We start from the raw sequence: 25,822 nt of genomic DNA on the forward strand, positions 1-25,822 counted from the left end.
TTTTTGACGCCCCATCTTAAATAAAAAATTTTGACCCGGCATGGTCAAATTCATTATTTTCTGCTTATTAAATTATACATCCTACCTTGAAGATAAAAAATTCACCTAGAAGTTTAATTGTATCCTTTTGATATACTTCTTCTCGATATAGATACATTTAACTTTTCCTGAATACTTACTTTCCAACGCTTTCAGTGCAAGCAGATTATCCCCGTGAATAAGCATATTTTCAGTTTCAGGGTCATTTTCTGTATTGGATAATTCCTTGTTTTCAATCAAAATTCTAGGTTCTAATTTTATTTCTTTATCTTTACCAAGCCAAGTAAGCTCAAGTTTCTGGTTACTTGTCATTGTTTTTATCTCCTTTATCTATTGTTTTTGTAACATCATCAATTAGTTTCCCAAAGTCAATTGCATTTTTTGATGTAATTACAGGTTTTCCTGTTTCCGCTTCTATTTCTTTTCTTGCATTTCCGGCAATATTTCCACCACGCTTAGCTACTTTTTTATTTTCTTCCAAACCTTGCGGATTAGTAGATTCTGCAATATCTTTTGTAGCAGTTTCAGCCAGCATATTTAATATAAGTTCAGTAGTGGACATATTATCCCTTAGGTTTTCCTTTTTTAGACCTTTTAAATCTTTATACTGCTTGGTTATCATTCCAGACCAAGCCTTTGAAATTTCATTAGTAAGAATTGCGTATTCTCTTCCTTCTGTTACTCCATGGTCTTGCCAAGAGTCTGTAAGTTCTTTTCTTACCTGAATAGCTTGTAATCTTTGATTAATCCATTCTCTTGTGTAGCCTTTTTTTAGATAGGTTTCCAAAGCTCTATCTATTGTTAGTTCAGGGTCAATTGTTTCGTCAATTCTTTCTTTTCCAACTTCTGCAAGCCACATCTTAAAAGGCTCTGCTTTAGGAGCTGGGACAGACTGAATAATACGAAAGATTCCTTGCATATCAGCAACGTCTGTTTTATACATCTTACCGTCTTTAGGAGATTTTAATTTCAGTGCGTGACAAAACGTCACGACCTCACTACCTTCTTCTTTTAATCTCTGTTTTAATTTTCGCCAATATGCTCCGGAATCTTTGCTATCCGTCAAAACTCCTATAATGTCAACAATACTAAAATACCATTCTTCTTTTTCGCTGTCCCAAGAAGAGCGTATTTTGTTTCCTTCAAATAACTTTATTTCATTACTCATGTTTTATCTTTTCCTTCGGTATAAATTCCAATATATCATTAGGTGTACAATTTAAAGCCATACAGATACTTTCCACTTTATCTAAAGCCATATATTGTCCGTTTCGTATTTTGGTAATTATATTTGCCGAAATTTTGGCATCACGCATTAAATCCTGATTGGAAATATCTTTTTCAATCATCATATGTAATAGTCTTTTGTAACTTACAGACATAATTTTCCTCCATCGATATTTTTAATTAATATATCATATTTCTGTGATTATCTCCATGCTAACATTTTATATTTAATCCCCTAAAAATTTTTAACCGCCAGATTTTACTATCTCTCAAGGCTAGCTAATATAAGAATTAACTATTAAAATTACAGAACCAGAATAAAGAAACAAACCATATGGATATTATATATCGGTGTAGTAGATATCCCACAAAACAAAGAAAAATCGGCATAACTAGTATTTCTACTAATTGTGCCGATTAATTTTTTAAGAAATTGAATCTCTAAGTGAAAGCCCCTAATGGTTGCCATTTCCTTTTATAAGGTGGATTCATGCCAATGAATTTCGCAAGATAAGATTTGGTTTGGACATTCCTTCCACTTCTTTTCGATAGCATCAATCAGAATCTTTGCCGATTGATAACCCTCTTCATAGGCTGGTTGAACAATCGTTGTGACGGAAGGAGCAGATAAATTCGTCCATTCCGTGTTATCAAAACCAATTAAGCCTATCGTTTCTGGCATTAAATTTCGATAATTACGCATGGCTAAGAAAACTCTTGGTAATAAGAAACAATTGGCAACAAAGATTAAAGTCTTTGTGCCAAACCTCAATTCACTTTCAATGAGCTTTTGTAACTCTTCAACCTGAATATCTCCATCCACAATCTTTGTTTTCCAAGTTAAACCTTTTAGAGTTAATGCATCCTCAAAGCCCTTCACTCTTTCCATACGAGTACTTAGCACACTAGGATCCGCGGTAATCATCATAAATTCATCATATTGCTTGTCTCCATACTCGGAAATCAAAGCTAATACAGCTTCATAGTTATTCGTTTTTACCCATTTTTCATCATCCATGGATACTTGCGAATCAATGAATACCACTTCTTTACCCTTTTCTTTGATGAGTTTTGTCAAAGAAGAAAAACGTCGAGATGGCTGAATAATAAAGCCATCCACGCCCATGGATAACATACGATTGACATAATTTTCTTCAATTTCGAAATCGTAATTACTATTACCGACAATCAATTGATAATGGTCTCCACGAGCAAAATCATCAATTCCTTTAACAATCTGATTCGCAAATGTATTGGTAATGTTCCCAATAATCACCCCAATCAAGCGTGTGTGTTTCGCATTTAAAGAACGGGCCGCCATGCTGGGATGATAGTTTGTTTCAGCAATGACCCTTTCAATTCTTTTTTTTGTATCTTCCGACATCTTATCCATTTTCCCATTTAGGTAAAAGGAAACAGTTGTTTTGGAAGTATTTGCTCTTTCAGCAATCTCTGTAATCGTTATTTTTTCGCTCATAGAAACCTTTCTTCCTACTATATTACCATATCCTTTACGAAGTTCTTAAACGATATAGCTGTTTTTTATGAATGACAACCGCTTTTGCATGGAATGGCACATTCCGGCAAAATAAAATCTTCGTTCCTTTGTATATTTCTTCTTGCAAAAAAGCAATCGTATAACAATTACCATTTTTTAATTTAATTTCATAAGCTAAGCCTTGTTTGTCTGATAGAACAGCTTGATTCCCTTGTTGAATAGGTACTTGTGTCAGCTTTGTTTCTTGAGGATAGAAGCATGTCACAAAACTTCCTTCGTCAACAAGGCAATGGTCAACTTTTGCGACAAAATGATCCTCCAATTGATTGTATTGCTTTGAACAAACGTCTTTCTTGACACTTAAAGAACCACTATGATACCAATTAAGCTCTTCCATTGAAGTAATACTTGAATCAAAATGAAAGAATTGGCTTACTTTATGCTCACCTTGACAATGCACTTGATCCACCAGCAAGCAAATACCCTCCTCAATAAAGACAAGCTTTCTCGTCCAAACTTCCAAAGGATTTTCAGATAGGATTGTTCCTTCTAAATAATGAACACCATCCTCATGGTGAACATAGCTAGGCAAGACTTTCGCAAAAGTATTATATGACCAACTACCCTTTGGTACACAGATTTCTTTATCATCCACCAATAAAGAATTATGACTTCTTTGGGATTTCAAAAATGGTCTTAAAGCACAATCTTCTCGGTAACTATAACGACCTGAATCAATTAGAATTGGCTTGCCTTCTATAAATAAACTGAAATGCAGATTATCACTATGTCCATGTCCACTACCTAAAGAACTATTTAGAAACATCAAATAATCGGCTTTATTATCCCAAGAGCTACGTATTGTGTAGATACCAGAATAGATACCATCATAATACCTTTCCTTAGGTTCTGATTTATTTTGTTTTTGATAAAAGTCTACAATATCTTGTCCAAAAGCAAAGAAAGATTCACCATCCACTTCTTTCACCAGAGAAAGATAATCCTTTTGTTTCAAGAGAAAAGAAGAACGCAATAAAACATCTTCTACCCCAACTTCATCACTATCACCATAAGCCTCTATCTTCATTTTTGGTGTGATTAAGTGTTTTAAAGCATTGGTCATATTAGCCATTACCTTCGCTAATAAAACTTTCAATTCTTCCTCTAAGTCTACGTAATAATAAACCTTCTGAAGACTATTCAGCACTTCCACATGGTACATCGTTGACTGTTCCCAGTGCATGCCATCCGGATAGATTTGCATTTCTAGCTGGGTTTTTAATTCTTCTTTAGCCCATTTATATTCTTCATTTAATTCTTGAAACAAAGGCAATACAATCACCAAAGACGCCATTTGAATACTACCCCAATTGCTTAAGGTATATTTAGTTTTACAAGATTTTTTTAAATAAAGAATCTGGGCTTTCATACTGGAAAGAATGGTATCTGTTTCTTCTTTTGTTAGAAGCTGAAAGGCTTTTAGATACGGTAATAATTCATAAAAATTCAATAAACGAATACCGGTATCTAATGTTCTAGTAGATGGATTATCTTTTATTTCCGAATGATCTTTAAGCCAAAGAAAAATCAATTCCTTTGCCTTAATAAGATACTTTTTATCCCCTGTCATTTGACTAGCTAACGCTAAATCTTTGAGATAATCCATTCGATTAAGCATAAAACACCATTCTTCATCTTCGTTTGGATGAGCCAACCAATCCATTGGTTGAAGCGTATAAGCTTTTAAACAGCGTTCCATATCCCAACGACGATTAAATAAGAAAGTATTCTTTAAAATTCTCTCAGCGTTCTTTAAAGCTTCTGTATCGTTAAAATGGGATTGATTTATTTTCTTTTGGAGGATGATTTCATCCATAATTTGTTCATATGTTTTCATAAATAAGAAAAAGGAAGCCGGCATTTCGTCGCTTCCTTTTGATTGTTTATCCTAAAATACCTAAGAAACTTAAGGCAATACCGAGTACAACCGTAATCAAAACCAAAGTATAAGTTGTCATGCCTTTCTTCTTAATGAGATAATACATCAATAATGTATAAAGCACTGGAAGTAAGGCAGGTGCTACTTTATCCAACATAGCTTGGATATTCACGGTAGATTGTTTTACACCTTGTTGAATTTGACCGGCCGCTAAGGAAACTTTCACATTCATCTTCACAAATGTTGCAGCCAAACCAGCAATAACGGTAACACCAATCATGCTAGCAGCTTCGGAAATGGTACCCATTTGACTAGATAACTTATCAATCATATCAGTACCAAGCTTACGTCCATAGCCACCCACAATTAACTTAATCGCTAATAAAGTAACGTTTTCAGCTAATAAGAATAACAATGGTGCCAGGCTAAAGCCTTGCATAGCCATAGATGCAAAGATAGTTGAGAACAATGGGGCAATACAGAATTGTGATAAAGAGTCACCAATGCCAGCCAAAGGTCCCATTAAAGCCATCTTAATACCACGAACCTCTTCGTAATCATAACCATTATCAGCCATGGCTAAATGAATGGATGTCACAAATGGTAAGAAGTTTGGGTTTGTGTTATAGAATTCTGAATTACTTTCTAATTCTTTCGCTAACTTAGCTTTGTCATCTCCATACATTTTTTTGAATGCAGGATACATAACTAAAGCATAACCTAATCCTTGATAGTTGGTATAATTAAAGCCATTTTGTAAAAAGTAAGCACGTAAAGTGGTCTTTGTGTAATCGGCCTTCGTTAATTTATTAAATCCAGTCATTGTGTTCTTCTCCATTTCCGTTTTCTGTTTGGACAACAGTCTTCTTATTGGAATCGTTGTAATACTTAATAGCGAAGCAAGCGCCAACTAAAGCAATTCCCATAACCGGCATCTTTAGGTAAGCGGCTAAGATATAACCAAGGATGGCGAAAGGAATTAATTCTTTCTTTAACATAACTGTCATAATCATAGCAAAACCAATTGCCGGTAACATACCACCAGCTACTGATAAGCCCTTCAACAATTGAGCAGGAATTAATTTAACAACACTGCTTAACCATTCCATTGCATAAGCGCCTGAGAAGCCTAATGCGAAACCAACAACCGCAAATAAGACAATCGTTGCGTTAGCGTGCCAACGGAAAGCACCGAAGTTTTGTTTCTTAAGTGCATTCGCAGCCGATTCTGGCCCACCAGCTCGAACGGTGTAAATTGCTGTTTGTAAAAATTGAATCGCTACCGCAAATGGAAGTGATAGAGATAATGCCGATTCCGGTGTAACACCAGGCACGGTGATTGCCATCAAAGTACCAATAATACCGGGACCAATTGGGTTTGGAGGAACTGTTCCACCAGCACCAACACCAAATCCCATGAAAGCTAATTCAGCAATTGCTCCACACTTTAAAGCTGTTGGTATATCATTTAAGACTAAACCAACGCCAAAGCTTAAAACAATAGCGCGGTTGGTAAAAATACCAAATAACATACCCGAATAACAGAATGCAGTCCATAAACCAATTAAGATGGCTTGAACCAAACTAATAGTTACCATATCTTTCCCCTTTCTCTAGATCATAGGTAATCTTTTATGTCCACCTGAGCAGCCCCATCGGTTCCGCCCGGTGTTGTGACCGTATTAAATTGAATATTGTATTGTTCGACCATTGTCTTAAGAGCTTTTTTATCTTCTGCTCCTAAGAAGATAGAACGAGTAACTTTTTCTTTACCTTCAGCATTATGAATGTTACCAATGTTGATTTCTTTCACCGGTACACCACCCTCCACAAGCTTTAAAGCATCAGCACAATCCTTAACCACTAAGAAGATGGTTTGCTGAGGACTGGCTTTGTGAATAATATCAATCACTTTTTGAATGCTAAAGAAGCGAACAGCTAAGCTCTTTGGTAAAGCTGTCTTCATTAGAGTTTGTGACATATGATCTTCACTAACCGCATCATTAGCAACAATCACTGTGTTCACACCTAATGTTTTTGCCCATAGGGCACCTTGTCCATGAACCAGTCTTTCATCAATTCTGGTCATAACGATATTTGGTGTATTCATATTTTCCTCCTCACCAATAGGAATTCCATTGTTTCAACTGCCGATAAATGGCTTCCATGTAATAGTAGTCACCCCAGATGTTTCCTTCATCAACACCTTTGCCAGAGTGCCAAGAATAGACACCATGTTCAAGAATGGCTTGTCCAGCTTTGATTTCCTTATTTGCGTAATTTTGCATCAAAGATCTAAGGATAAGTGCAGCGGCGTGTTCATAGACTTTCGCATCTTCATCATTCTTCAAATATGGTAGCATCTCTAAAATTCCACACACCGCAATCGCCGCTGCTGAAGAATCTTTGGATTGATTAGAACCATCGTTAAAGATTAAGTCCCAATAGCACACATCATCTTTTGGTAAACGATTTAAGAAATAATGTAACATACCCTTAAAATAAGGAATGTTATCCATATTCTTAGTGTAACGAGTGTTCAATGGAATACCATAAATACCCCAAGCTTGCCCTCTAGCCCAAGACGAACTATCGGAGTAACCTTGTCGAGTAGCTCCATGAGATGGTCCTCCTGTTTCATAATCCATATAGAAGGTATGGAAAGCAGAAGCATCTTCCCGAATGACATATTGCAAGCTTGTCTTAAAATGCAAACTTGCGACTTCAGCGTAACGAAGATTTCCTGTCACCTCACTAGCCCAATACAATAATGGAATATTCATCATACAATCGATGATAAAACGATAATGTTCCGGACTATCCTTAGGTCCCCAAGCTTGTAGGAATTGACCCTTTTCTTGCCAACGTTCCATCAATTTATCCGCCGCCAACAAAGCGGCTTCTTTCGCTAAATCACTACCCGTGATTTTGTAAGCACTAACGCAAGATAAAGAATATAGGAAACCTAAATCATGGTGATCTAACGCAATCCGTTTTTTCACCCGATTGGAAAAACTTGCGACATTCTTCATAGCTAGGTCACGATACTTCTCTTCTTTTGTGTATTCATAACATAGCCATAACATTCCCGTCCAAAAGCCATCTGTCCATTCAATGTTCTCAATGATTGGATATTGACCTTGTTTCGTACAAGAGTAAGGAAACTTATCTTTGAAATAATCTAAATTCGCTTCCACTTGTTTCACACACAAGTTCATCGCTTCTTCTAATTCCTTTTTGCTAAGTAATTCAGAATGTAAGTATCTATCTCTTTGGGCAATCGTTTCAATATGGATCGATTTAGCCATCCTTCTCACCTCCAAATAAAACCGGTTTACTAGCAAGTCCTATTTTATAGGCTTTTTATGAATTATGTCAAGCGTTTTTACCATAAATTTCCCATATTTTAAAAAAATAAACCGGTTTAGTTCATTTTATTGACAAAACCGGTTTACTAAACTAAAATAACATTGCATGAAAAGGAGGACGACAATGAACGATTTATACGAAAGAATCTCGCAAATCGGCATTGTTCCTGTGGTAAAGATATTTGAAGCCGAAGATGCCCTACCCTTAGCGAAAGCTTTGTGCAATGGTGGCATTGATGTAGCGGAAATCACTTTCCGTAGCGAACATGCAGTAAGTGCTATTCAACAAATTCATTCCGAATTACCGAATATGTTGTTGGGAGCAGGTACGGTTTTAACGATTGAACAAGCTAAACAAGCCAAAGAAGCTGGTGCTTCCTTTATTGTGACACCAGGTTTAAATCCGGCGATTGTTAAGTGGTGTTTGGAACAAGAAATACCTATTTTACCTGGAGTTTCTACCGCAAGTGAAATCGAACAAGCCTTATCTTTAGGTCTTAAAACCTTAAAGTTCTTCCCGGCTGAAAGTAGTGGTGGTGCGAAAAAGCTAAAAGACTTTAGCGGTCCTTATCAAAATGTTCAATTCTTACCAACCGGTGGTATCAATGCAACGAATATGCATGACTACTTACAGTTGCCTAATGTAATAGCGATTGGTGGTAGCTTTATGCTAGCGAATGATATTGTGCAGGCAAAGGACTGGGAAACCATCCAAAACTTAGCTGCCAAAGCCATTAAATCTCTATTAAAGTATCAACTCATCCACATTGGCATTAATTCCAGTAGTCCTGAAGATTCAGAAAAAGTATGCAAGCTTCTTTGCCAGCTATTTCATTTCACATACTATAAGAAACCGAAGTCAAACTTTGCTGGTGTTGGATTTGAAGTCTTACATGGGCAAGGTCATGGTAAAAATGGTCATATTGGTATTTATACCCCTTATCCCGAAAGAGCTTTGTATCAGTTAAAGAAAATGGGTGTTCATGCCATAGAAGAAACGATTACTCGTAATAAAAAGAGTCATCGCATCAATTTTGCATACTTGGATTTGGAAATTGGCGGATTTGGTGTTCATATCATCAATCCTGATGTAAAGATGGAGGTATAGAATGAAAGTTATCACATTTGGTGAAATTATGTTACGGTTAGCCCCTCATGGCTATTATCGTTTTGGTCAAAGTAATGATTTTGAAGCCAGCTTTGGTGGTTGTGCTGCCAATGTGGCCGTTAGTTTAGCTAACTTTCAAGAAGAAGTATCTTACATCACTAAATTACCAAAGCATGCTATTGGTCAATGGGCAGTGGATGAATTAAAACGCTTTGGTGTCGATACTTCTTTGATTTGTCGTGGTGGTAATCGGCTTGGCATTTATTACTTAGAAAAAGGAGCTAGTCAAAGAGCTAGTCAAGTCATCTATGACCGTGCGCACTCTTCTTTCTCAGAAGCAAGACCGGAGGATTTTGATTGGTCAAAGATATTTCGAGGGGCTGATTGGTTCCATTTTACGGGTATCACCCCTGCTTTAAATCCTAGTATTGCCAATATTACTTTAGAAGCATGTCAAAAAGCGAAAAAGCTTGGCTTAACGATTTCTTGTGATTTAAACTTCCGTAAGAAATTATGGACTAGTGAACAAGCCAAAGAAACGATGTCTAAGCTTGTTCCTTATGTGGATGTTTGTATCGCTAATGAAGAAGATGCCGATAAAGTATTTGGTATCAAGGCTAGCTCAACCAATGTCTTAACAGGAGAATTATCCAAAGAAGGCTATGAAGAAGTTGCCAAGAAACTTCAAGATACTTTTGGTTGCCAAACCATCGCTATTACTCTAAGAAAGAGCTTGTCCGCTAGTGAAAATCTTTGGTCAGCTATGCTTTATGAAAATGGAAAGACCTATTTTTCAAAGGAATACCACATGCACATTGTCGACCGTGTTGGTGGCGGAGATTCCTTTGGGGCCGGTTTAATTTATGCTTGTCGTCACCTAAGTGATCCAAGCGAAAGAATTGAGTTCGCAGTAGCGGCTAGTTGTTTAAAACATAGTATTGAAGGTGACTTCAACCGTGTGAAAGTGAATGAAGTTCTAACCCTTGCACAGGGGGATGGTTCAGGACGTGTGCAAAGATAACAGGAGGAAAAAGTATGTTTGAAATGAATTCCTTTTCTTTAAAAGGAAAGATTGCCTTTATTACAGGGGCTAGTTATGGAATTGGTTTTGCGATTGCGACTGCTTACGCAAAAGCTGGTGCCACTATTGTTTTTAATGATATTAAGCAGGAATTAGTGGATAAAGGTTTAGTTGCTTATAAAGAACTAGGTATTGAAGCTCATGGTTATGTATGCGATGTGACCGATGAGGTAGCTGTCTTAGCCTTAGTTAAAAAAATTGAAAAAGAAGTTGGTATTATTGATATTCTTGTTAACAATGCCGGTATTATCAAGCGTATTCCAATGATTGAAATGTCGGCGAAGGATTTCCGTCAAGTCATTGATGTGGATTTAAACGCCCCTTTCATTGTTTCTAAAGCACTTATCCCTTCCATGATTAAAAAAGGTCATGGCAAAATCATTAACATTTGTTCCATGATGTCTGAATTAGGTCGTGAAACCGTTAGTGCTTATGCGGCGGCTAAGGGTGGTTTAAAGATGTTGACACGAAATATTTGTTCAGAATATGGTAAATATAACATTCAATGCAATGGTATTGGACCTGGTTATATCGCTACTCCACAAACAGCTGTCCTTCGTGAAAGACAAGCGGATGGTAGTCGTCATCCATTTGATAGCTTCATTGTAGCGAAAACTCCTGCAGAAAGATGGGGAGAAACAGAAGATTTAATGGGACCGGCTGTCTTCTTAGCATCCGAGGCAAGTAACTTTGTGAATGGACACATTCTTTATGTAGATGGTGGTATCTTAGCCTATATTGGTCGTCAACCGGAATAATAAGGAGGAAAAAATGAAAATTGCATTAATTAATGAAAATTCACAAGCCGCTAAAAATTCAATTGTCTACACTGCTTTGAAGGAAGAAGCGGATAAGAAAGGTCATACTGTTTATAACTATGGTATGTATTCAGCGGAAGATGATGTTCAATTAACCTATGTTAAAAATGGTTTATTAGCTTCTATCCTATTAACAACAAAAGCTGTTGACTTTGTAGTCACAGGTTGTGGCACCGGACAAGGAGCTATGTTAGCCTGCAACTCTTTTCCAAATGTACTTTGCGGTCATATCACAAATCCATTAGATGCTTTCTTATTTGGACAAGTGAATGATGGTAACTGTATCGCTATGCCTTTTGCCCAAAACTTTGGTTGGGGTGGTGAAGTTAATCTTCGTTATACCTTTGAAAAACTATTTGCCGAAGAATTTGGTAGCGGTTTTCCAAAAGAAAGAAGAGAGCCCGAACAACGTAATAAAAAGATTTTAGATGGTATTAAAGAAATCACATATCGTCCTCTAATGGATATCTTGAAAGAAATCGACCATGATTTCTTAAAAGAAACAATCTCCGGCAAACACTTTGAAGAATACTTCTACCCAAATTGCCAAGATGAAGAAATTGCTAACTTCCTAAAATCCTTATAAAAAACATCCATCAGCTTAATAACTGATGGGTGTTTTTTCTTATCTTTACTATTTTCTTTCGTTCTATCTAGCTAATCCCATTCTCTTTAACATCACTTCTTTCGCTTTATTTTCCCATTCATCATCAAGGGATTTTAAAGCCATTGTCATTCCTTTTCTTGCCAAAGCTCTTTGTAATACAAAGTCTGCTACTTCTGGATTTTTCGGTAATAAAGGACCATGTATATAGGTCGCAATCACTTGTTCATTCATAAAACCTTCCGAAGAACCTTTATATTCATTGCCATGACCACTTAATACACGACCAAAAGGTGTTTCCACCTGTTTCGTTTGACCACCATGATTTTCAAAACCAAGCACTTGAACCACTTCTTTCCCCAAATTAACTTCAATCGCAACATCACCAATACAACGATGCCCACGATCACTAGCGACTGTATAATACGGAAAGAAGGACAAACCATTCACAACCTTTCCATCTTGATCCTTATAATATTGACCAAATAGTTGGTATCCACCACAAATCAATAAAAATTGACAACCCTTATCCAATAAATGTTGAATCGCTTTTTTACGACTTAATAAATCTTGATAAATGAGATTTTGTTCCTTATCGGCACCACCACCCATAAAGAAAATATCCACATCCTCCATTTCCGCTTTTTGATTTAAAGAACAAGTCCTAACTTCCAAATCAATATTACGTTTGGCACAACGATACTTTAGAGTTTCAATATTTCCCTTATCACCATACAAATCCATCAAATCATGGTACATCCATAAAAGAACTAATTTCATTGACTTGCCTTCTTTCCAAGAATATGACGTGTCGCATGTAATGCGGTGTACGTTGAAAGCACGTAAGAAGGACAATGATCTTCATCCAAGAAATTTACTGCTTCCTCTACCTTCTCTTTAACCATCACTTTATCTTCCAAGCCTTCGTATTTCAAACGCAAAGCCATATCATAAGCCCTTAGCCCCGAAGTTACAACATGACGTACATTGCCTTTTAATAAGCGTTCAAAGTGAGCATCCCAAATCCAAGAAACATCACAGCCATCTTGATCATTATCGTTTAAAATAATCAAAATATTCTTCTCCTTCTCATCACTTAGAATATACTTCAAAACCTCATTCGTACCAGTCGGATTTTTAATCAAATTGATCACACAAGGCTTGGATAACGCAAAAACTTCATTCCTACCTTCCTTCATTTCAAAGCTTTGAAAAACTTTATTGGCACATTCAACATCTAACTTTAAATCCTGTATAACTGTTAAAACCGCCGCACAGTTATAAATGGCATAGATTGTATTCATAAAGGAATAAAAGCTTCTTCCTAAAGCTTGAAAACGATGATTCTCATAGTCGATTGCACTCACATAGAAAGCTGGTTCAATCTGTCCAAAGTCATCCTTTTCACAATGGAAACGACCAATATGGGAATACTGATAATACTCATACACCAAACGATTGGAACAACGCGGGCAAAACTTACCCTCACTGGCTTCATCACTTGTCTTTTGGGATATGGCATTTTCACCAACTGAAAAAAATTGAATCTTTGCTTGTTTAGCATTATCCGCCAAACGAACCACATTCGGATCATCTCCATTTAAAATCAAAGTCCCTTTAAAATCCTTTGTGACTTCTTCAATACGACGAATGATTGTTTCCATTTCGCCGGCTCGATCCAATTGATCACGGAAGAAATTATTCACCACCAAATGCGTTGGATGAAGATCCTTAAATTGACGATAAAGCGTTAATTCATCCACTTCAATCACACAAGCATCGGCTTGAATATGATAATGACCATCACTATTGACCGCTAATAAAGACGCAATACCAACATTCAAATTATCCCCTTTGCGATTATGAACAACTTTTAAGCCGGCTTGCCGTAAGCTTTCAGCTATTAAATTAGAAGTAGTGGTTTTTCCATTCGTACCAGTCACTAAAATCACAATTTCCGGCATTTGAAATTTTGAAATCATTTTTTTATCGAACTTCAAACCCAAAGTTCCGGGAAAAGAACCGCCTCTTCCCATCTTCTTTAAAACCCTGGCAACCAATTGTGTTAAACGTAATGATACCGACATCCTATTTCTCCTTTGGTTTATAGAACTGGCGATTTTCCATTGAGAATAAACGACTTGTCCAAGAGCCTGGCTCAACTTCCTTTAAAGCAAGCTTCAATGTATTCAAATGAGCATCAATATTATCCACAAGAGAAAGAATTTCCGCTTCTTGAAGACAAGGTAATACTGGTGAACCATATTCTAAATGACCATGATGGCTTAAAATCATGTGGTGCAATAAAATCGTTTCTTCCTCTTCTTCTAAGGATAATTCCTTTGCGACTTCGCTTAACCAACCATTCGCTAAAGAAATATGACCTTCTAAGCGACCTTGTAAAGTATATTCCGTTGTGATTGGACCGGACATTTCTTCTGTCTTTCCCATATCATGAACTAAAGCCCCGCTAATCAATAAATCTTTATTGAGTTGAGGATAAAGATCACATAGAGCCAAACAAGTCTTGACCATACTTAAACTATGTTCTGATAAACCACCCAAAAACGCATGATGAATTTTAGAGGCGGCCGGATAATCAAAATACCTCTGTCCCACCTTTTGAAACATCGCAATCACCAGCTTCTTTAAAACCGGTGAAGAAATCTGATCAATGTAAGACCTTACCTCTTCTTTCCGCTTTTCTTCGGGAATAAGAGAAGATAACACAAAGTCTTCTACAACCACGTTTTCACCGGCTTTGCCAGCACTTAAAATACGACCTTGCATTTGTCCTTTATAGTCCAAAACATCAAATGTAAATTGAATCAATCGACCATTTTGAATCAATTTAATATCTTCTTGACGAACATCCCACATTTTACCTTCTAAACTACCGGAACTATCCGCAAGTATCATCGACAAATAAGGCGCTCCTTTATTTGTCATTCCATTTTTAACATCTTTGACCAAAAGTGGTAATTGGTATCTTTCACCAACCACATATTCACTAATCTTAGGCATCATCATCCTCCATATCATTGATTACTGTATAAACATCTTCATAACTATAACCCTGATTTAAGCAATAACGATAAATTCGATTGCGTAAATCCGTTCCTGAATATTTCCGTGCATAGCGTTTTTTAGCTTGATTAGCACATTTGCGTAAATAATCCAACTCCTTTGCATCCACTTTACTAAAATCTAGTTGAACCATCACTCGATCAATTAAATCGTCATTATAACCTCTTTGACGAAGCTTTATACGAATGGTTTCTTTCGTTTTCTTTAAAGAATAAGAGGAAGAACGAAGGATTTTTCGGGCGTATTCCAACGCAAAATCTTCTTCTTGAACTGGTTCTTCTTGTAAAGCCTTTTGAATAAGATGTTCAGAAATTCCTTTTCTCGCTAAACGACGGCGAACCTCATTTTCACCAAATAATGATGAAAATAAAGAATGTATATGCTCTCGGGCATAGCGTTCATCATTTAAATAGCCCTTTTCTTTTAAACTACGAATAATCGCTTGCACACTATCTAAAGAACATTGGGTATTTTGAGTTAACCAATCCACAATTTCTTTTTGGCTTCGATCTTTAATAGCTATTTTTTTTAAACAAGCTTGATAAGCCGCTGTTTGCACTTCTTTTTCTTTAAGAACTTTATAAATATGGTGATTAAAGAAACCATGCGCTCTTAAACCATATTCATAATAATCATCCACCGATACTTTCAAGCGCAATTCTTCCTGCTCACTAGATCTTAAGTACAACTCAACAATCGTATCCTTGGTTCGCATTCGTAAGATTTCATATTGAATGCGATTGAAATCAATCACTCGACTATACACTTCTAAAATCTTTGTGTAGAAAGTTTCCGCACTAAATGGTTTTGTGACCGAAACACAGCGTTGACAATATCTTCCATATTCATGACCATCCATTTTTTCAAATTCTAAAATCGCATTAGCCAGACTTTCTTCATCTACAAAAAACCAGCCTGTTTCATTTGGCATTAACAAACCATCTAAGACCTCATCTTTTCTAGCAAACAATGGCAAACCGGAAGCCAAGGCTTCAATAAAAGTCATCCCTTGCGTTTCACTTAAAGAAGCGGACACAAAGGCGTTACTACTACGATATAAATCCGGTACAGTCTCACGAGGAATTGGTCCTGTTAAGATGACATCCTTTTCTAAGCCTTGTTTAGAAACTAGCTTTTTAAGACTATCGAAATCAGGTCCTCCACCAACAATCACCAGTTGACTCTTCGCTCCCTTTTTAAGGGCAACTTCATAGCCACTTATGACCAAGTCCAAAGCCTTTTCCTTGGCCAAACGACCAACATAAATAATAATGGAACGATTTTCCGCTAGACCATATTTCTTTCTGGTTTCTAATCTTCTTTCTTCACTAAACTCTTTGGGATTAAAACGCTCTAAAGAAAGACCGGTGGGAATAACCGTCAGTCTTCTTTGAATACCATAGTTTTCTAGCATTTCCTTGGTTTTTAAAGAAGGTGTAATGACTTCTTGCGAGCTTTCACCATATAGCCTTGATAGTTTAGCTACCGCCATCTTACCAACTTCATCAACTGTTTTTGAATTCAATAAATTCACATAGTGTGTGTAATCTTCATAGGTTGTATGATAGGTCGATACCAATGGAACACCTAGATGCTTAGCACAAATACGAGCAAAAATCCCCACCCCAAATTCAGTTTGGGCATGAATGATTTGTAAGTTTAACGAACGAATGACTTCCAAAGCCTCCGAATGAAAAGGCGAAGCCATCACATAACCATATAGAAATTTCAATTGAATACCACTAAGACGTAAAACATCCTGATCTTCATTCCATTCCATATCTTCTTTTCCTGTATAGGTGGTGATGACATAAACCTCATGTCCATGTCTTTTTAGTTCTTGAAAAAGGATATAGGTGGAATTCGCTACACCATTGATTTCTGGCACAAAGGTATCGGAAAATAGACCAATTCGCATAAAAGGCTCCCTTCTATTCGTTTTTCATCTTGACAATAAGAAATACAATTGCCCCGATGATTAGAGTTAGATAAAAAGTCGATAAACGCCACAAAATCATAATTGATGTAGCTTGTGCAGATGTAAAAATCGTCGAAAACATCAAGACAAAAGTCGCTTCCGTTCCCCCACTACTGCCTGGCATTGGTAGAAACGCATTCACCATCGCCACAAAAGAACTTAGCGCCATCATATCCAATACATTCGATAGTGTAAAAGGAATATGCAAAGCCCAAGCACAAAGTACCGGTACAGAATAAATAATTAAGAAACGCAAAACATTAATGCTTACTAATTGGTATACCAATCGATGATTTTGATGAAGAATAGTAATTTCATGAGCTAGGTTCTCTAATGTTTTATCCAAGCGACTTAATGAGGCATCCACATCTTTTACCATGTGTAATTTAGCCCCAATATAAATACCTTTAGTTGTAATCCAAGTATAAAAACGCTTTGATTTAGCTAATAAAATCAAGAAAACAATTACCCCTGTCGCAACTAAAAAACCGCCTAAAACAATCGCAAAGAATGAGGAATAGGTACGATAAAAATAACCGAAACGTAACAATAATAAGACTAACACCACCGCAATCATCGTGGCTTGATAGGCAATAAAATCAAGCCATAAAACACCTACGGCACTTGAAACTGAGACACCTTGTTTACGAAAAATATAAAGCTGAGCCACTTGACCACCTGAGGCACCTGGGGTGATGTTGTTGAAAAGACCGGCAACATAGGCATTCATAAGTCCTTCTTTAAAACGGTAGTTTTTATGACTAACTTGCACTTCTAAAGCTAAGCCTTTAGCCAATAATGCTTTTTCTAAAACAAGTAAGGCAACCAATAAAATCAAAATCCAAGGGTTCGCCGCTTTTAAATGATTAATGACGTCTTGATAATGATCTTTCATTGTCATAAAAAATACAAAGCCTGTCAGCGCAAAGACAAGAAAGATGTTGAATGCCGTATTTTTAAGTAGTCTTTTAAGAAATTTCAGCATGCAATTATTATACTATTCTTTCCTTCTTTTGAACATTTCAGTAATACTTCAAGCTTATCCTCTTCTGAAATAACTCTCTATTTGAAAATATGTAAAAAGCCTACTTTTGTAGGCTTTTTACTGGTTCAACACCTCTTCATACACAGCTTTTAATTGTTTACCAACCTCTTCAATGCGTCTTTCCTTAGCTACTAAATAACCTTGTTTAGAAAGATTAGGTAATTTCTTTTCAATAATCCCTTGTAACTTTTCAATGAATTCATCATTATTATTTGCTAAATACGCATTTTCACCATTCTTTAACCATGGATTATAACAAGCAATATCTCTTAAAAGAAGCGATTGTTTTGAAGCAAGTGCCTCTAATACCACAATCCCTTCGGTCTCTTCATAGCTTGGAAAGAAGAAACAATCGGCATCATGATAAGCGCCTTCAATCAAGGAGCCTTTCACATAACCGGGAAAAATACAATTGCTAGGTGCCTCTTGAATAGCTAAGGTAATTTCAGGTGGAATGATTAACTTTGAAATATCACCAAACCAAATGAATGTGTATTGCGGTAATTGTCTCGCAACTGCAATAAAATCCAAAATACCTTTTCGTTTGAATAATAAACCCACCCCCATAACAACCTTTTGATTGGCTTGTAAATGGAAATAATCACGGTACAATTGAATTTTTTGCTCATCATAAGCGTAACGATTTAAATCAATCCCATTTGAAATCACATAAATCTTTTGCCTTAAGCCATATCCCTCTAATAGTGATTTTGAATATGGTGTTGGCGTAATAATCGCATCGGCTTGTTTATACAAATCCACCAAACGAATTTTCACAAAGGGAGCAATCACATTGGAAAAAGTGAAAGAATTACGGAAATCTTCCATTGTACTATGAGCATGATAAATCACTTTCTTACCCATTTTTTTAGCATGATGAATAATGGCATCGGAATTCATTCCCCATGTGTTGATATGCAAAATATCATAGTCTTCTGCCCAAGGATTCGTGGTATACTCCACTCCTTGAGAACTTAAGGCTTTCATTTGGTGCTGAAGTGCACGTCCTATTCCTGATTTTGCTAAGGCATCTTGACCTTCAAAATATAGTAAGACTTTCATGAACGATGGTTTTCCTTTTGTGCTTTAATGACTTTTAAACGTGAGAATTCCTCTCTTTCTTTTTCTTCTAAAGCCGAAGAAATGTGTTGAATTTGTGAAGATAAACGAGGTAATACCACATTTTTTAAAGCGTTCGCTCTTTTTTGCGTTTGAGCAATCGCCGCAGCTAAATGATATACCGCATTATCCACTTCAGCCAAAGTATAACTCAATTCCTTAATCTTTTGAAATTGTAAATAAGCTTCATCAATACGGGAAGAAGTATTTAAAAGACCATAGGGAATTTCTAAATTTTTCTTTGGTGTATATAGCACATTGGGAATTTCCACCCCCATCACGGAACGATAGGTCAATTCTACCTCATCCGCAATCGCTACCTGTTCTGCAATCGAACTGATGATTCCCGAAGACATATTGGCTTGTTGTAAAAGATAATAACCTAGCTTATAAGCATCACTAATTTCCTCACGCAAGACTTTCACTTTCTCAACCAAAGCCATCATTTCTTTAATCAAAATATGACGTTTACGATCCATTAAATCATAACCATTTTTCGCTAAATCATACCTGCGTTTTAAACGAAGTAAGTTTCCCTTTGTTGTGGGCATTTGCACAGGCATTATATCGCTCCTTTTTTCGCTAAATCAATCACATTTTGCGCTCTTTGAGTATTGTAATATTCTTGAATGAAGGCATCGTCTAAACGATCTAATTCTTCCTTTGGTAGCGTAGATAATAAAGCCCAAGCTAAATCTAATGTTTCAATGATGGAACGATTGTCATCCTTTTGACCAATAAAGACCGCTTCCACTTGACGAGCAAACTTCATGTATTGTCGGTCTTTTACTGACAATTCATCTTCACCAATAACGGAAGCTAGCGAACGTACTTCTTGCACTCGGGAATAAGAGGCAAATAATTGGTTGGCCACTGCCTGATGATCTTTACGCGTTAAACCCTCACCAATACCATCCTTCATCAAGCGGGATAAAGAGGAAAGAATGGCGATTGGCGGTTGAATTCCATTCATAAATAAATCACGATCTAGGACAATCTGTCCTTCGGTGATATAACCGGTTAAATCTGGTACTGGATGAGTAATATCATCATTTGGCATCGTTAAAATGGGAATTTGAGTAACTGAACCCTTACCGCCTTGAATAATGCCCGCTCTTTCATAAAGGGAAGCTAAATCTGAATATAAATAACCCGGATATCCTTTGCGTGAAGGAATTTCTCCGGAAGTACTCGAAAATTCACGAATGGCTTCGCAATAAGCTGTCATATCCGTTAAAATAACCAATACATTGCGCTGTTGTTCAAAAGCTAAATATTCCGCAGCCGTTAAAGCAAGACGAGGGGTCATAATTCTTTCCAAAATTGGATCATCCGCTAAGTTTAAATACATACAAACCTTTTCCATAACCCCTGTTTCTTTAAAGGATTTTTGGAAAATATCAGCAACGTCTTTCTTAACCCCCATAGCACCAAAAACAATGCAGAAGTTCTCCGCATCATCACCGGTTAAGTGTGCTTGACGAACAATTTGAATAGCCAATTGATCATGTGGTAAGCCGGAGCCGGAAAAAATCGGTAACTTTTGCCCACGAATTAAAGTATTCAAACCATCAATGGCGGAAATACCTGTATTAATGTAATTACGAGGGTATTGACGGGAAACAGGGTTTAAAGGTTTGCCATTCACATCCGCATATTTTTTCACAAAAACAGGACCTAAGTTATCTATTGGTTCGCCTAATCCATTAAAAACACGACCTAAAATTTCATTGGAAACACCTAACTCCATTGGATGCCCTAAGAACTTCGTTTTCGTATTGTTTTTAGCTAATTCATCCGTTCCTTCAAAGACTTGAACAATTGCTTTATCCCCTTGAATTTGAACCACCCGACCCGAACGACAACGACCATCCTTAAGTTGGATTTGAACCATTTCTTCATTTCCTATATTTTCGCAATGGTCTAAGGCGACTAAGGAAGTTTGAATTTGTGATAAACCTAATTTTTGAATACTCATGATACCCTCCTATCGTATCGTCGCTAATTCAGCATCAATTTTTGTTTTTAATTCATCCAATAATTCTAATCGATTATTAGGTACCGAATATTTCATTTTAATCACTTCTTCAAAAATGCCGGTTTTTAAAATTAAAGATACCGGAATATGTTTCTGAATCAATGGTAAACAAGCTTGTTTTAAATGGTGAATGACTTCTAACATTTTGACCTGCTTCGACATTGGAACATACGTATCTTCCTTATGGAAAGAGTTTTGTTGTAAATAACCAACCCGAATCACTCGTGCTATTTCCAAGTTTAGTTTTTGATCATCCGGTAAAACATCCGATCCAATCAAACGCACAATTTCCATTAAGCGTCCTTCTTCATGAAGGATTTCTTGAACTTCAGATCTTAAATCCCCAAAATTGCGAGATACTTGATGGTCATAATAAGCTGTCAATTCATTTAAATATTCCGAGTAAGAATCATTCCAATTCACAGCCGGATAATGACGAGCATAAGCCAAGTTCTTATCCAAAGCCCAGAAACAACGCACAAAGCGACGGGTATTTTGAGTAACTGGTTCTGAGAAATCAGCTCCTTGTGGGGAAACTGCTCCAATCAAAGAAAGCGAAGCTTTACATCCATTTAAAGTTTTAACCATCCCTGCTCTTTCATAGAATTGAGCAATGCGACTTGGTAAATACGATGGAAAGCCTTCTTCAGCCGGCATTTCTTCCAAACGACCGGAAATTTCACGTAAAGCTTCTGCCCAACGCGAAGTACTATCTGCCATTAGAGCCACATGATAACCCATATCACGATAGTATTCTGCTATCGTTACGCCTGTATAAATTGAAGCTTCACGGGCTGCCACCGGCATATTGGAAGTATTTGCAATCAAGCAAGTACGATCCAATAAAGGACGATTGCTCTTAGGATCCACCAATTGAGCAAACTCTTCTAAAACTTGTGTCATCTCATTACCACGTTCACCACAACCAACGTAAATAATAATATCAGCATCACACCACTTAGCAATTTGATGTTGTAACATGGTCTTACCAGCTCCAAAGCCGCCAGGAATAGCCGCGGCTCCACCCTTAGCCAAAGGAAATAAAGTGTCAATGACCCGTTGACCTGTAATCAAAGGAATTTGAATTCTTTCTCTTTTTTGAATAGGACGAGGATTACGAATTGGCCACTTTTGCGCTAAAGTTAATGAAACCACTTCTTTATTTTTATCCAACTGAACATCGATGATTGAGTCTTTAACACTATACAAACCATTTTCACTAATCCGAACAACCGTTCCACTCAAACCAATAGGAACTAAAGAGCGATGTTCAATCAAAGAAGTTTCAGGACATCCGGCGAATATATCCCCTTCTTGAACATGGTCTCCTACCTTTACATCCACATGAACATTCCATTTCTTATTTTCATCCAAAGAAGGAATAGGAGTAGTTGCCGCAATAAAAGGACCTTGTCGGTCTTGCATAGCCATTAAGGGTCGTTCAATACCATCAAAGATATTGCCTAAAATACCAGGACCTAAAGTCGCACTTAACAAACTACCTGTACCGATAACTTCATCCCCTTGTTTTAAGCCAACTGTACTTTCATAGACTTGAATCATAGTTTTATTTTTATCAATGCGAATGACTTCACCTAATAAACCCTGCTTACCAACATGAACCACTTCTTTCATAGCAAAATCCTGTGTTTCTAGCACAGAAATAACCGAGCCATTGACGGAATAGATTTTTGCCATGTTAGTTGCCTCCTTCTAAGATAAAGCCTGAGTGGCTTCTAAACCAATCTAAACTTTCGTCCAAACGTTCTTTCAAAGCACAAGAAAACTCCAAGCCTTGATAAAAATCAATGTAGCTAAATCCACCAAATTGAAAGTAACGTATTTTTATTTCATTTTTCATACTTTTTTCATCCAAAATAGATTGAAATAAGTCTTTGTCTTCTTCTCGAACATAGAAATAGCCACTCTCTAAAACGGGTGCCTTTTCTAAATTTTTGACTAAGTAAGTACGATACTGATCACTTTTCACAAAAGCATGTATCCTTTGTTCAACCTCGCTCACCATTTCAGAAATATACTCCAAGCGCATATTCAATAAACTTTGCATATATTCAAACTTGACTTGGGATTTTTGATTAGCAACGGCCGCTCTTAAATCATTAAATTCTTTTTCTAAATAATGCTTTGTTTCTTGCTGTAAACCTTTCTTATAAAGGGTCAACGTTTCATCGTGTATTTGATTAATTTCATTTTTTAACGTATCTAAAACCATTTGGGATTCTGATTTTACACCCTGTTCAATCGCATCCAGGATTTTCTTTTCGTAATCTTCCATATCCCTCCTACAATTTCAAACCGATGGCAGAACTAATATAACCATCAATTCTTTCACTAATCTTCGCTAATCCATGGCGGTCAGAAATCTCTACAATCAAAGGTTGTTTTAAATTCATCTTCCATTTTGCGACCACATCCGCCACTTCATTCATCGCTTTCGTGGTCATAAAAATAATCGCCATGGATGGATCCTTGATTTTCTCTTGTAATGCTTTTAAAATTTCTTCTTTTTCATGCAATACCACACCATCAATACCAACTAAACGTAAGCCGGTTTGGGTGTCCACATTATCCGATATACAATAGGCTTTCATAATTAAAGCTTGTTGATGATTAAGATGGAAATCAATAGACCATAAATCGCAACCCCTTCACCAAGAGCAACGAAGATAATAGCACGACCAAAGTTATTTCCATCTTCACTAACGGCACCAATCGCTGCCGGAGCTGCACTCGCAACAGCCCAACCGGCACCTAAAGAAGAACCGGCTACCGCAATAGCTGCCGCAAGGAAGCCTAAACCAGTGTTACTATTACTGGATTGTGTTGCTTCTTCAGCAAATGAAGCGAATTGATTGGCTTGTAAAACAATCGTCGTTAAGAAAGCGGCAACGAATAGAGCCACTTGCGTTAAAAGCCTTGACTTCACATTCTTTTGATTAACACCATGACGAACAATCAGCCATAAAGGACCAACAATTAAAATAACAGCCATAAATGGTAAAACAATTTGATTAAACGATAATAACATACTTTTCTCCTTAGTCAGCACTCTTTGTGCTATATGCTACAAATTTTGTGCCACCACCTGTGTAGTAGCGTGAAAACATTTCATAATATTCCAAACGCAAGGTTTGAATACCAACAATTAAACCCTCTAAGCCCATAACGAAGATATTTCCTATAATAAAAACAACAATCCCGGCTGTACCGGTCATCTTCATTAAAGTCATCACCACCAGCATCATACCGGCATGCGATAAAATGAAACCACCTACACGCAAATACGATAAACTATTCGTTACAAAGCTCAATAATATTTCAAAAACTTCAAAGAAATTTTGGACAACATAGCCAAGCCAACCTTCACTCGGTTTAAAAGAATGCCCTTCCACTACCGCTTCAAAGCGCTCTTTCAATAAGAAACATAGTAATGGTAGATACACAAACACAATCATAAATGGTAACGATGTTAGACTTATTCCATATAAAGTCCGGGCTCCAATAGCCACTAAAATAAAGCCATAGAAACCAAAGCCAACCATTCCGTTTTGCGAGAGAAAAACTTCTATCCAGCGTTTATGACGGGCATTATTCCAAATATTCATCAACATTGTGATTAGAATTAAACTAGCACCAAGTAAAACTGCGCTAATTAATAAACCCATCGTATTAGAGCCATCCATCACATCCAATAACTTTTCACGAACATTGAAAATTTGTTGGTGAATTGGATTTAATACCTCTTCTAAGCCAAATACAGATCCATATAAGAAACCAAAAATAGAAGAAGTAACACCCACACGGGCAATAATACCAAATAACTTAGCTTTCTTTTCTAGTAAGAAACCAAGAATAGCCAATACCAAGCCTTGTCCCAAATCCCCAAACATAATGCCAAAAATTAAGGAGTAGGTAACTGCCACAAAGCTTGTTGGATCAAAGTCATCGTATTTAGGTAATCCATACATTTCCACAAAAAGTTCAAATGGTCTTGTGAACCAATTATTTCTAAGAATAGTTGGACAAGGAATGGAAACTTCTGATGGTTCTTTTTCTTGAATGCTTACATCCTTAAATAAAGCTTTAAAGCTCTGTATCTTTCTGGCTGGTACAAAACCATCGAATTCATATCTTTCATCCTTCTTTAAGACATAAGGATATAGCTTTAAAATAGACGATTGCTTCAAACAATACGAATACACATCCATCATCTTCCATCGACATTCTTGAACCCTCTTTTCACGGTCAAAAGCTGGAATTTGAATTGGTTCAAAGAATAAAGAATGAAAAATTTTCTGTGTTCGTTTCAAATATGCATCACTGGTCACATAGACTAACCAAACGTATTGATTATTACTATGTAATTTATGAATGGAGAAACTTTCACCAGCATAAAGAGAAATCTTTTTATAGGAATCCAAAGGCAAACGTCCTAGACCAAAGTTTAAATATTGTGCTTCTTTCATCCTTTCAAAACCCAAAGGTGCTAATTCATGCAAGGCTTTCTCATCATCCTCCGATAATATTTCCACTTCCCCATTGGTATCTAAACCAAACTCATGATTTAATTCGGCGATATAATTCTGAATTTCGGCTTCAGAATAAGTCCCCGTTGGTTCTTTTTCTTTCAAAACACAACCAACCATGTGACCAATATTTTGAAAACTTTGTGCGTAAGAATCATAAGGATTCTCTTCATTCAACAAAACACCCTCTTTATCTTCTACTAATTGACTAGCCAAGATGGGATGAATCGGTTGACTTTTCCCAATCATCTCTAACATCTCATTCAAGTGCGATTTTGAACAAGAAAGAGATACATATTTCATTTTTTCAATTGCCATAATACCTT

General features: G+C 36.7%; 26 protein-coding genes. 4 read left to right on the forward strand and 22 right to left on the reverse strand.

The genetic code is table 11. The features are described from left to right. Window positions 1-105: 105 nt before the first annotated feature. From JOS54_RS04420 to JOS54_RS04460, 9 genes are all read right to left on the reverse strand, one after another. Window positions 106-351 carry a hypothetical protein gene (locus tag JOS54_RS04420; protein WP_203244428.1) on the reverse strand — a complete coding sequence of 82 codons (246 nt, stop codon included), beginning with the start codon at window positions 349-351 and terminating at the stop codon, window positions 106-108. After that, a complete protein-coding gene (locus JOS54_RS04425) occupies window positions 341-1,207 on the reverse strand; it encodes a BRO family protein (RefSeq protein WP_203244429.1) in 867 nt (288 codons plus the stop codon). Before JOS54_RS04425 ends, JOS54_RS04420 begins: the two co-directional genes overlap by 11 nt. Further along, a complete protein-coding gene (locus tag JOS54_RS04430) occupies window positions 1,200-1,421 on the reverse strand; it encodes a helix-turn-helix transcriptional regulator (protein WP_203244430.1) in 222 nt (73 codons plus the stop codon). Before JOS54_RS04430 ends, JOS54_RS04425 begins: the two co-directional genes overlap by 8 nt. 320 nt (window positions 1,422-1,741) lie before the next feature. Next, complete coding sequence (locus tag JOS54_RS04435) at window positions 1,742-2,743, reverse strand: LacI family DNA-binding transcriptional regulator (protein WP_203244431.1); 1,002 nt, start codon at window positions 2,741-2,743, stop codon at window positions 1,742-1,744. Between the two features lie 34 nt (window positions 2,744-2,777). Beyond that, window positions 2,778-4,685 (reverse strand): alginate lyase family protein, encoded by a 1,908-nt coding sequence (locus JOS54_RS04440; RefSeq protein ID WP_203244432.1) that lies wholly within the window; start codon window positions 4,683-4,685, stop codon window positions 2,778-2,780. Window positions 4,686-4,707: 22 nt separating this feature from the next. Continuing rightward, complete coding sequence (locus JOS54_RS04445) at window positions 4,708-5,526, reverse strand: PTS system mannose/fructose/sorbose family transporter subunit IID (protein ID WP_203245780.1); 819 nt, start codon at window positions 5,524-5,526, stop codon at window positions 4,708-4,710. Continuing rightward, the gene (locus JOS54_RS04450; protein WP_203244433.1) at window positions 5,513-6,301 is read right to left on the reverse strand and encodes a PTS mannose/fructose/sorbose/N-acetylgalactosamine transporter subunit IIC; all 789 of its coding nucleotides are present in this window, start codon (window positions 6,299-6,301) and stop codon (window positions 5,513-5,515) included. Before JOS54_RS04450 ends, JOS54_RS04445 begins: the two co-directional genes overlap by 14 nt. Before the next feature lie 20 nt (window positions 6,302-6,321). Further along, entirely contained in the window at window positions 6,322-6,813 is a 492-nt protein-coding gene (locus JOS54_RS04455; RefSeq protein WP_203244434.1) for a PTS system mannose/fructose/N-acetylgalactosamine-transporter subunit IIB, read from the reverse strand. Between the two features lie 10 nt (window positions 6,814-6,823). Further along, complete coding sequence (locus JOS54_RS04460; RefSeq protein WP_203244435.1) at window positions 6,824-8,011, reverse strand: glycoside hydrolase family 88 protein; 1,188 nt, start codon at window positions 8,009-8,011, stop codon at window positions 6,824-6,826. A 184-nt stretch (window positions 8,012-8,195) separates the two neighbouring features. Between JOS54_RS04460 and JOS54_RS04465 the strand changes: the two genes are divergently transcribed. The 4 genes from JOS54_RS04465 to JOS54_RS04480 are packed head-to-tail and all read left to right on the forward strand — an operon-like array spanning window position 8,196 to window position 11,664. Next, complete coding sequence (locus tag JOS54_RS04465) at window positions 8,196-9,179, forward strand: bifunctional 4-hydroxy-2-oxoglutarate aldolase/2-dehydro-3-deoxy-phosphogluconate aldolase (protein ID WP_203244436.1); 984 nt, start codon at window positions 8,196-8,198, stop codon at window positions 9,177-9,179. A gap of 1 nt (window position 9,180) precedes the next feature. After that, window positions 9,181-10,200, forward strand: coding sequence for a sugar kinase (locus JOS54_RS04470; protein ID WP_203244437.1), 1,020 nt, complete (start codon window positions 9,181-9,183; stop codon window positions 10,198-10,200). 14 nt (window positions 10,201-10,214) lie between these two features. Further along, window positions 10,215-11,018, forward strand: coding sequence for a gluconate 5-dehydrogenase (locus JOS54_RS04475; protein ID WP_203244438.1), 804 nt, complete (start codon window positions 10,215-10,217; stop codon window positions 11,016-11,018). 13 nt (window positions 11,019-11,031) lie between these two features. Then, window positions 11,032-11,664: an RpiB/LacA/LacB family sugar-phosphate isomerase gene (locus JOS54_RS04480; RefSeq protein ID WP_203244439.1), complete on the forward strand. Its 633-nt coding sequence runs from the start codon at window positions 11,032-11,034 to the stop codon at window positions 11,662-11,664. A gap of 63 nt (window positions 11,665-11,727) precedes the next feature. Here JOS54_RS04480 and JOS54_RS04485 read toward each other — a convergent pair whose 3' ends face one another. The 13 genes from JOS54_RS04485 to JOS54_RS04545 form a co-directional block, all read right to left on the reverse strand. Then, complete coding sequence (locus JOS54_RS04485; RefSeq protein WP_203244440.1) at window positions 11,728-12,462, reverse strand: type 1 glutamine amidotransferase; 735 nt, start codon at window positions 12,460-12,462, stop codon at window positions 11,728-11,730. Continuing rightward, on the reverse strand, window positions 12,459-13,769 hold the full coding sequence (locus JOS54_RS04490; protein ID WP_203244441.1) for a Mur ligase family protein: 1,311 nt from the start codon (window positions 13,767-13,769) through the stop codon (window positions 12,459-12,461). Before JOS54_RS04490 ends, JOS54_RS04485 begins: the two co-directional genes overlap by 4 nt. A gap of 1 nt (window position 13,770) precedes the next feature. Beyond that, window positions 13,771-14,706 carry a 3'-5' exoribonuclease YhaM family protein gene (locus JOS54_RS04495; protein ID WP_203244442.1) on the reverse strand — a complete coding sequence of 312 codons (936 nt, stop codon included), beginning with the start codon at window positions 14,704-14,706 and terminating at the stop codon, window positions 13,771-13,773. Then, on the reverse strand, window positions 14,699-16,687 hold the full coding sequence (locus JOS54_RS04500; RefSeq protein ID WP_203244443.1) for a RecX family transcriptional regulator: 1,989 nt from the start codon (window positions 16,685-16,687) through the stop codon (window positions 14,699-14,701). The genes JOS54_RS04495 and JOS54_RS04500 overlap by 8 nt, the downstream gene beginning before the upstream one ends. 13 nt (window positions 16,688-16,700) lie before the next feature. Beyond that, window positions 16,701-17,732: a lysylphosphatidylglycerol synthase transmembrane domain-containing protein gene (locus JOS54_RS04505; protein WP_203244444.1), complete on the reverse strand. Its 1,032-nt coding sequence runs from the start codon at window positions 17,730-17,732 to the stop codon at window positions 16,701-16,703. Between the two features lie 117 nt (window positions 17,733-17,849). Next, entirely contained in the window at window positions 17,850-18,854 is a 1,005-nt protein-coding gene (locus tag JOS54_RS04510; protein WP_203244445.1) for a glycosyltransferase, read from the reverse strand. Then, complete coding sequence (locus JOS54_RS04515; protein WP_203244446.1) at window positions 18,851-19,474, reverse strand: V-type ATP synthase subunit D; 624 nt, start codon at window positions 19,472-19,474, stop codon at window positions 18,851-18,853. Before JOS54_RS04515 ends, JOS54_RS04510 begins: the two co-directional genes overlap by 4 nt. Beyond that, complete coding sequence (locus JOS54_RS04520) at window positions 19,474-20,889, reverse strand: V-type ATP synthase subunit B (protein WP_203244447.1); 1,416 nt, start codon at window positions 20,887-20,889, stop codon at window positions 19,474-19,476. Before JOS54_RS04520 ends, JOS54_RS04515 begins: the two co-directional genes overlap by 1 nt. A 9-nt stretch (window positions 20,890-20,898) precedes the next feature. After that, window positions 20,899-22,647, reverse strand: coding sequence for a V-type ATP synthase subunit A (locus JOS54_RS04525; RefSeq protein ID WP_203244448.1), 1,749 nt, complete (start codon window positions 22,645-22,647; stop codon window positions 20,899-20,901). Between the two features lies 1 nt (window position 22,648). Next, entirely contained in the window at window positions 22,649-23,245 is a 597-nt protein-coding gene (locus tag JOS54_RS04530) for a hypothetical protein (RefSeq protein WP_203244449.1), read from the reverse strand. 7 nt (window positions 23,246-23,252) lie between these two features. After that, window positions 23,253-23,561, reverse strand: coding sequence for a V-type ATP synthase subunit F (locus tag JOS54_RS04535; RefSeq protein WP_203244450.1), 309 nt, complete (start codon window positions 23,559-23,561; stop codon window positions 23,253-23,255). A gap of 2 nt (window positions 23,562-23,563) precedes the next feature. Beyond that, a complete protein-coding gene (locus JOS54_RS04540; protein WP_203244451.1) occupies window positions 23,564-23,998 on the reverse strand; it encodes an ATP synthase subunit C in 435 nt (144 codons plus the stop codon). A 10-nt stretch (window positions 23,999-24,008) separates the two neighbouring features. Next, window positions 24,009-25,814, reverse strand: a complete 1,806-nt coding sequence (locus JOS54_RS04545) for a V-type ATP synthase subunit I (protein WP_203244452.1) — start codon at window positions 25,812-25,814, stop codon at window positions 24,009-24,011. Window positions 25,815-25,822 lie beyond the last annotated feature (8 nt).

It is taken from the genome of Bulleidia sp. zg-1006, assembly GCF_016812035.1.
GTDB lineage: Bacteria > Bacillota_I > Bacilli_A > Erysipelotrichales > Erysipelotrichaceae > Bulleidia.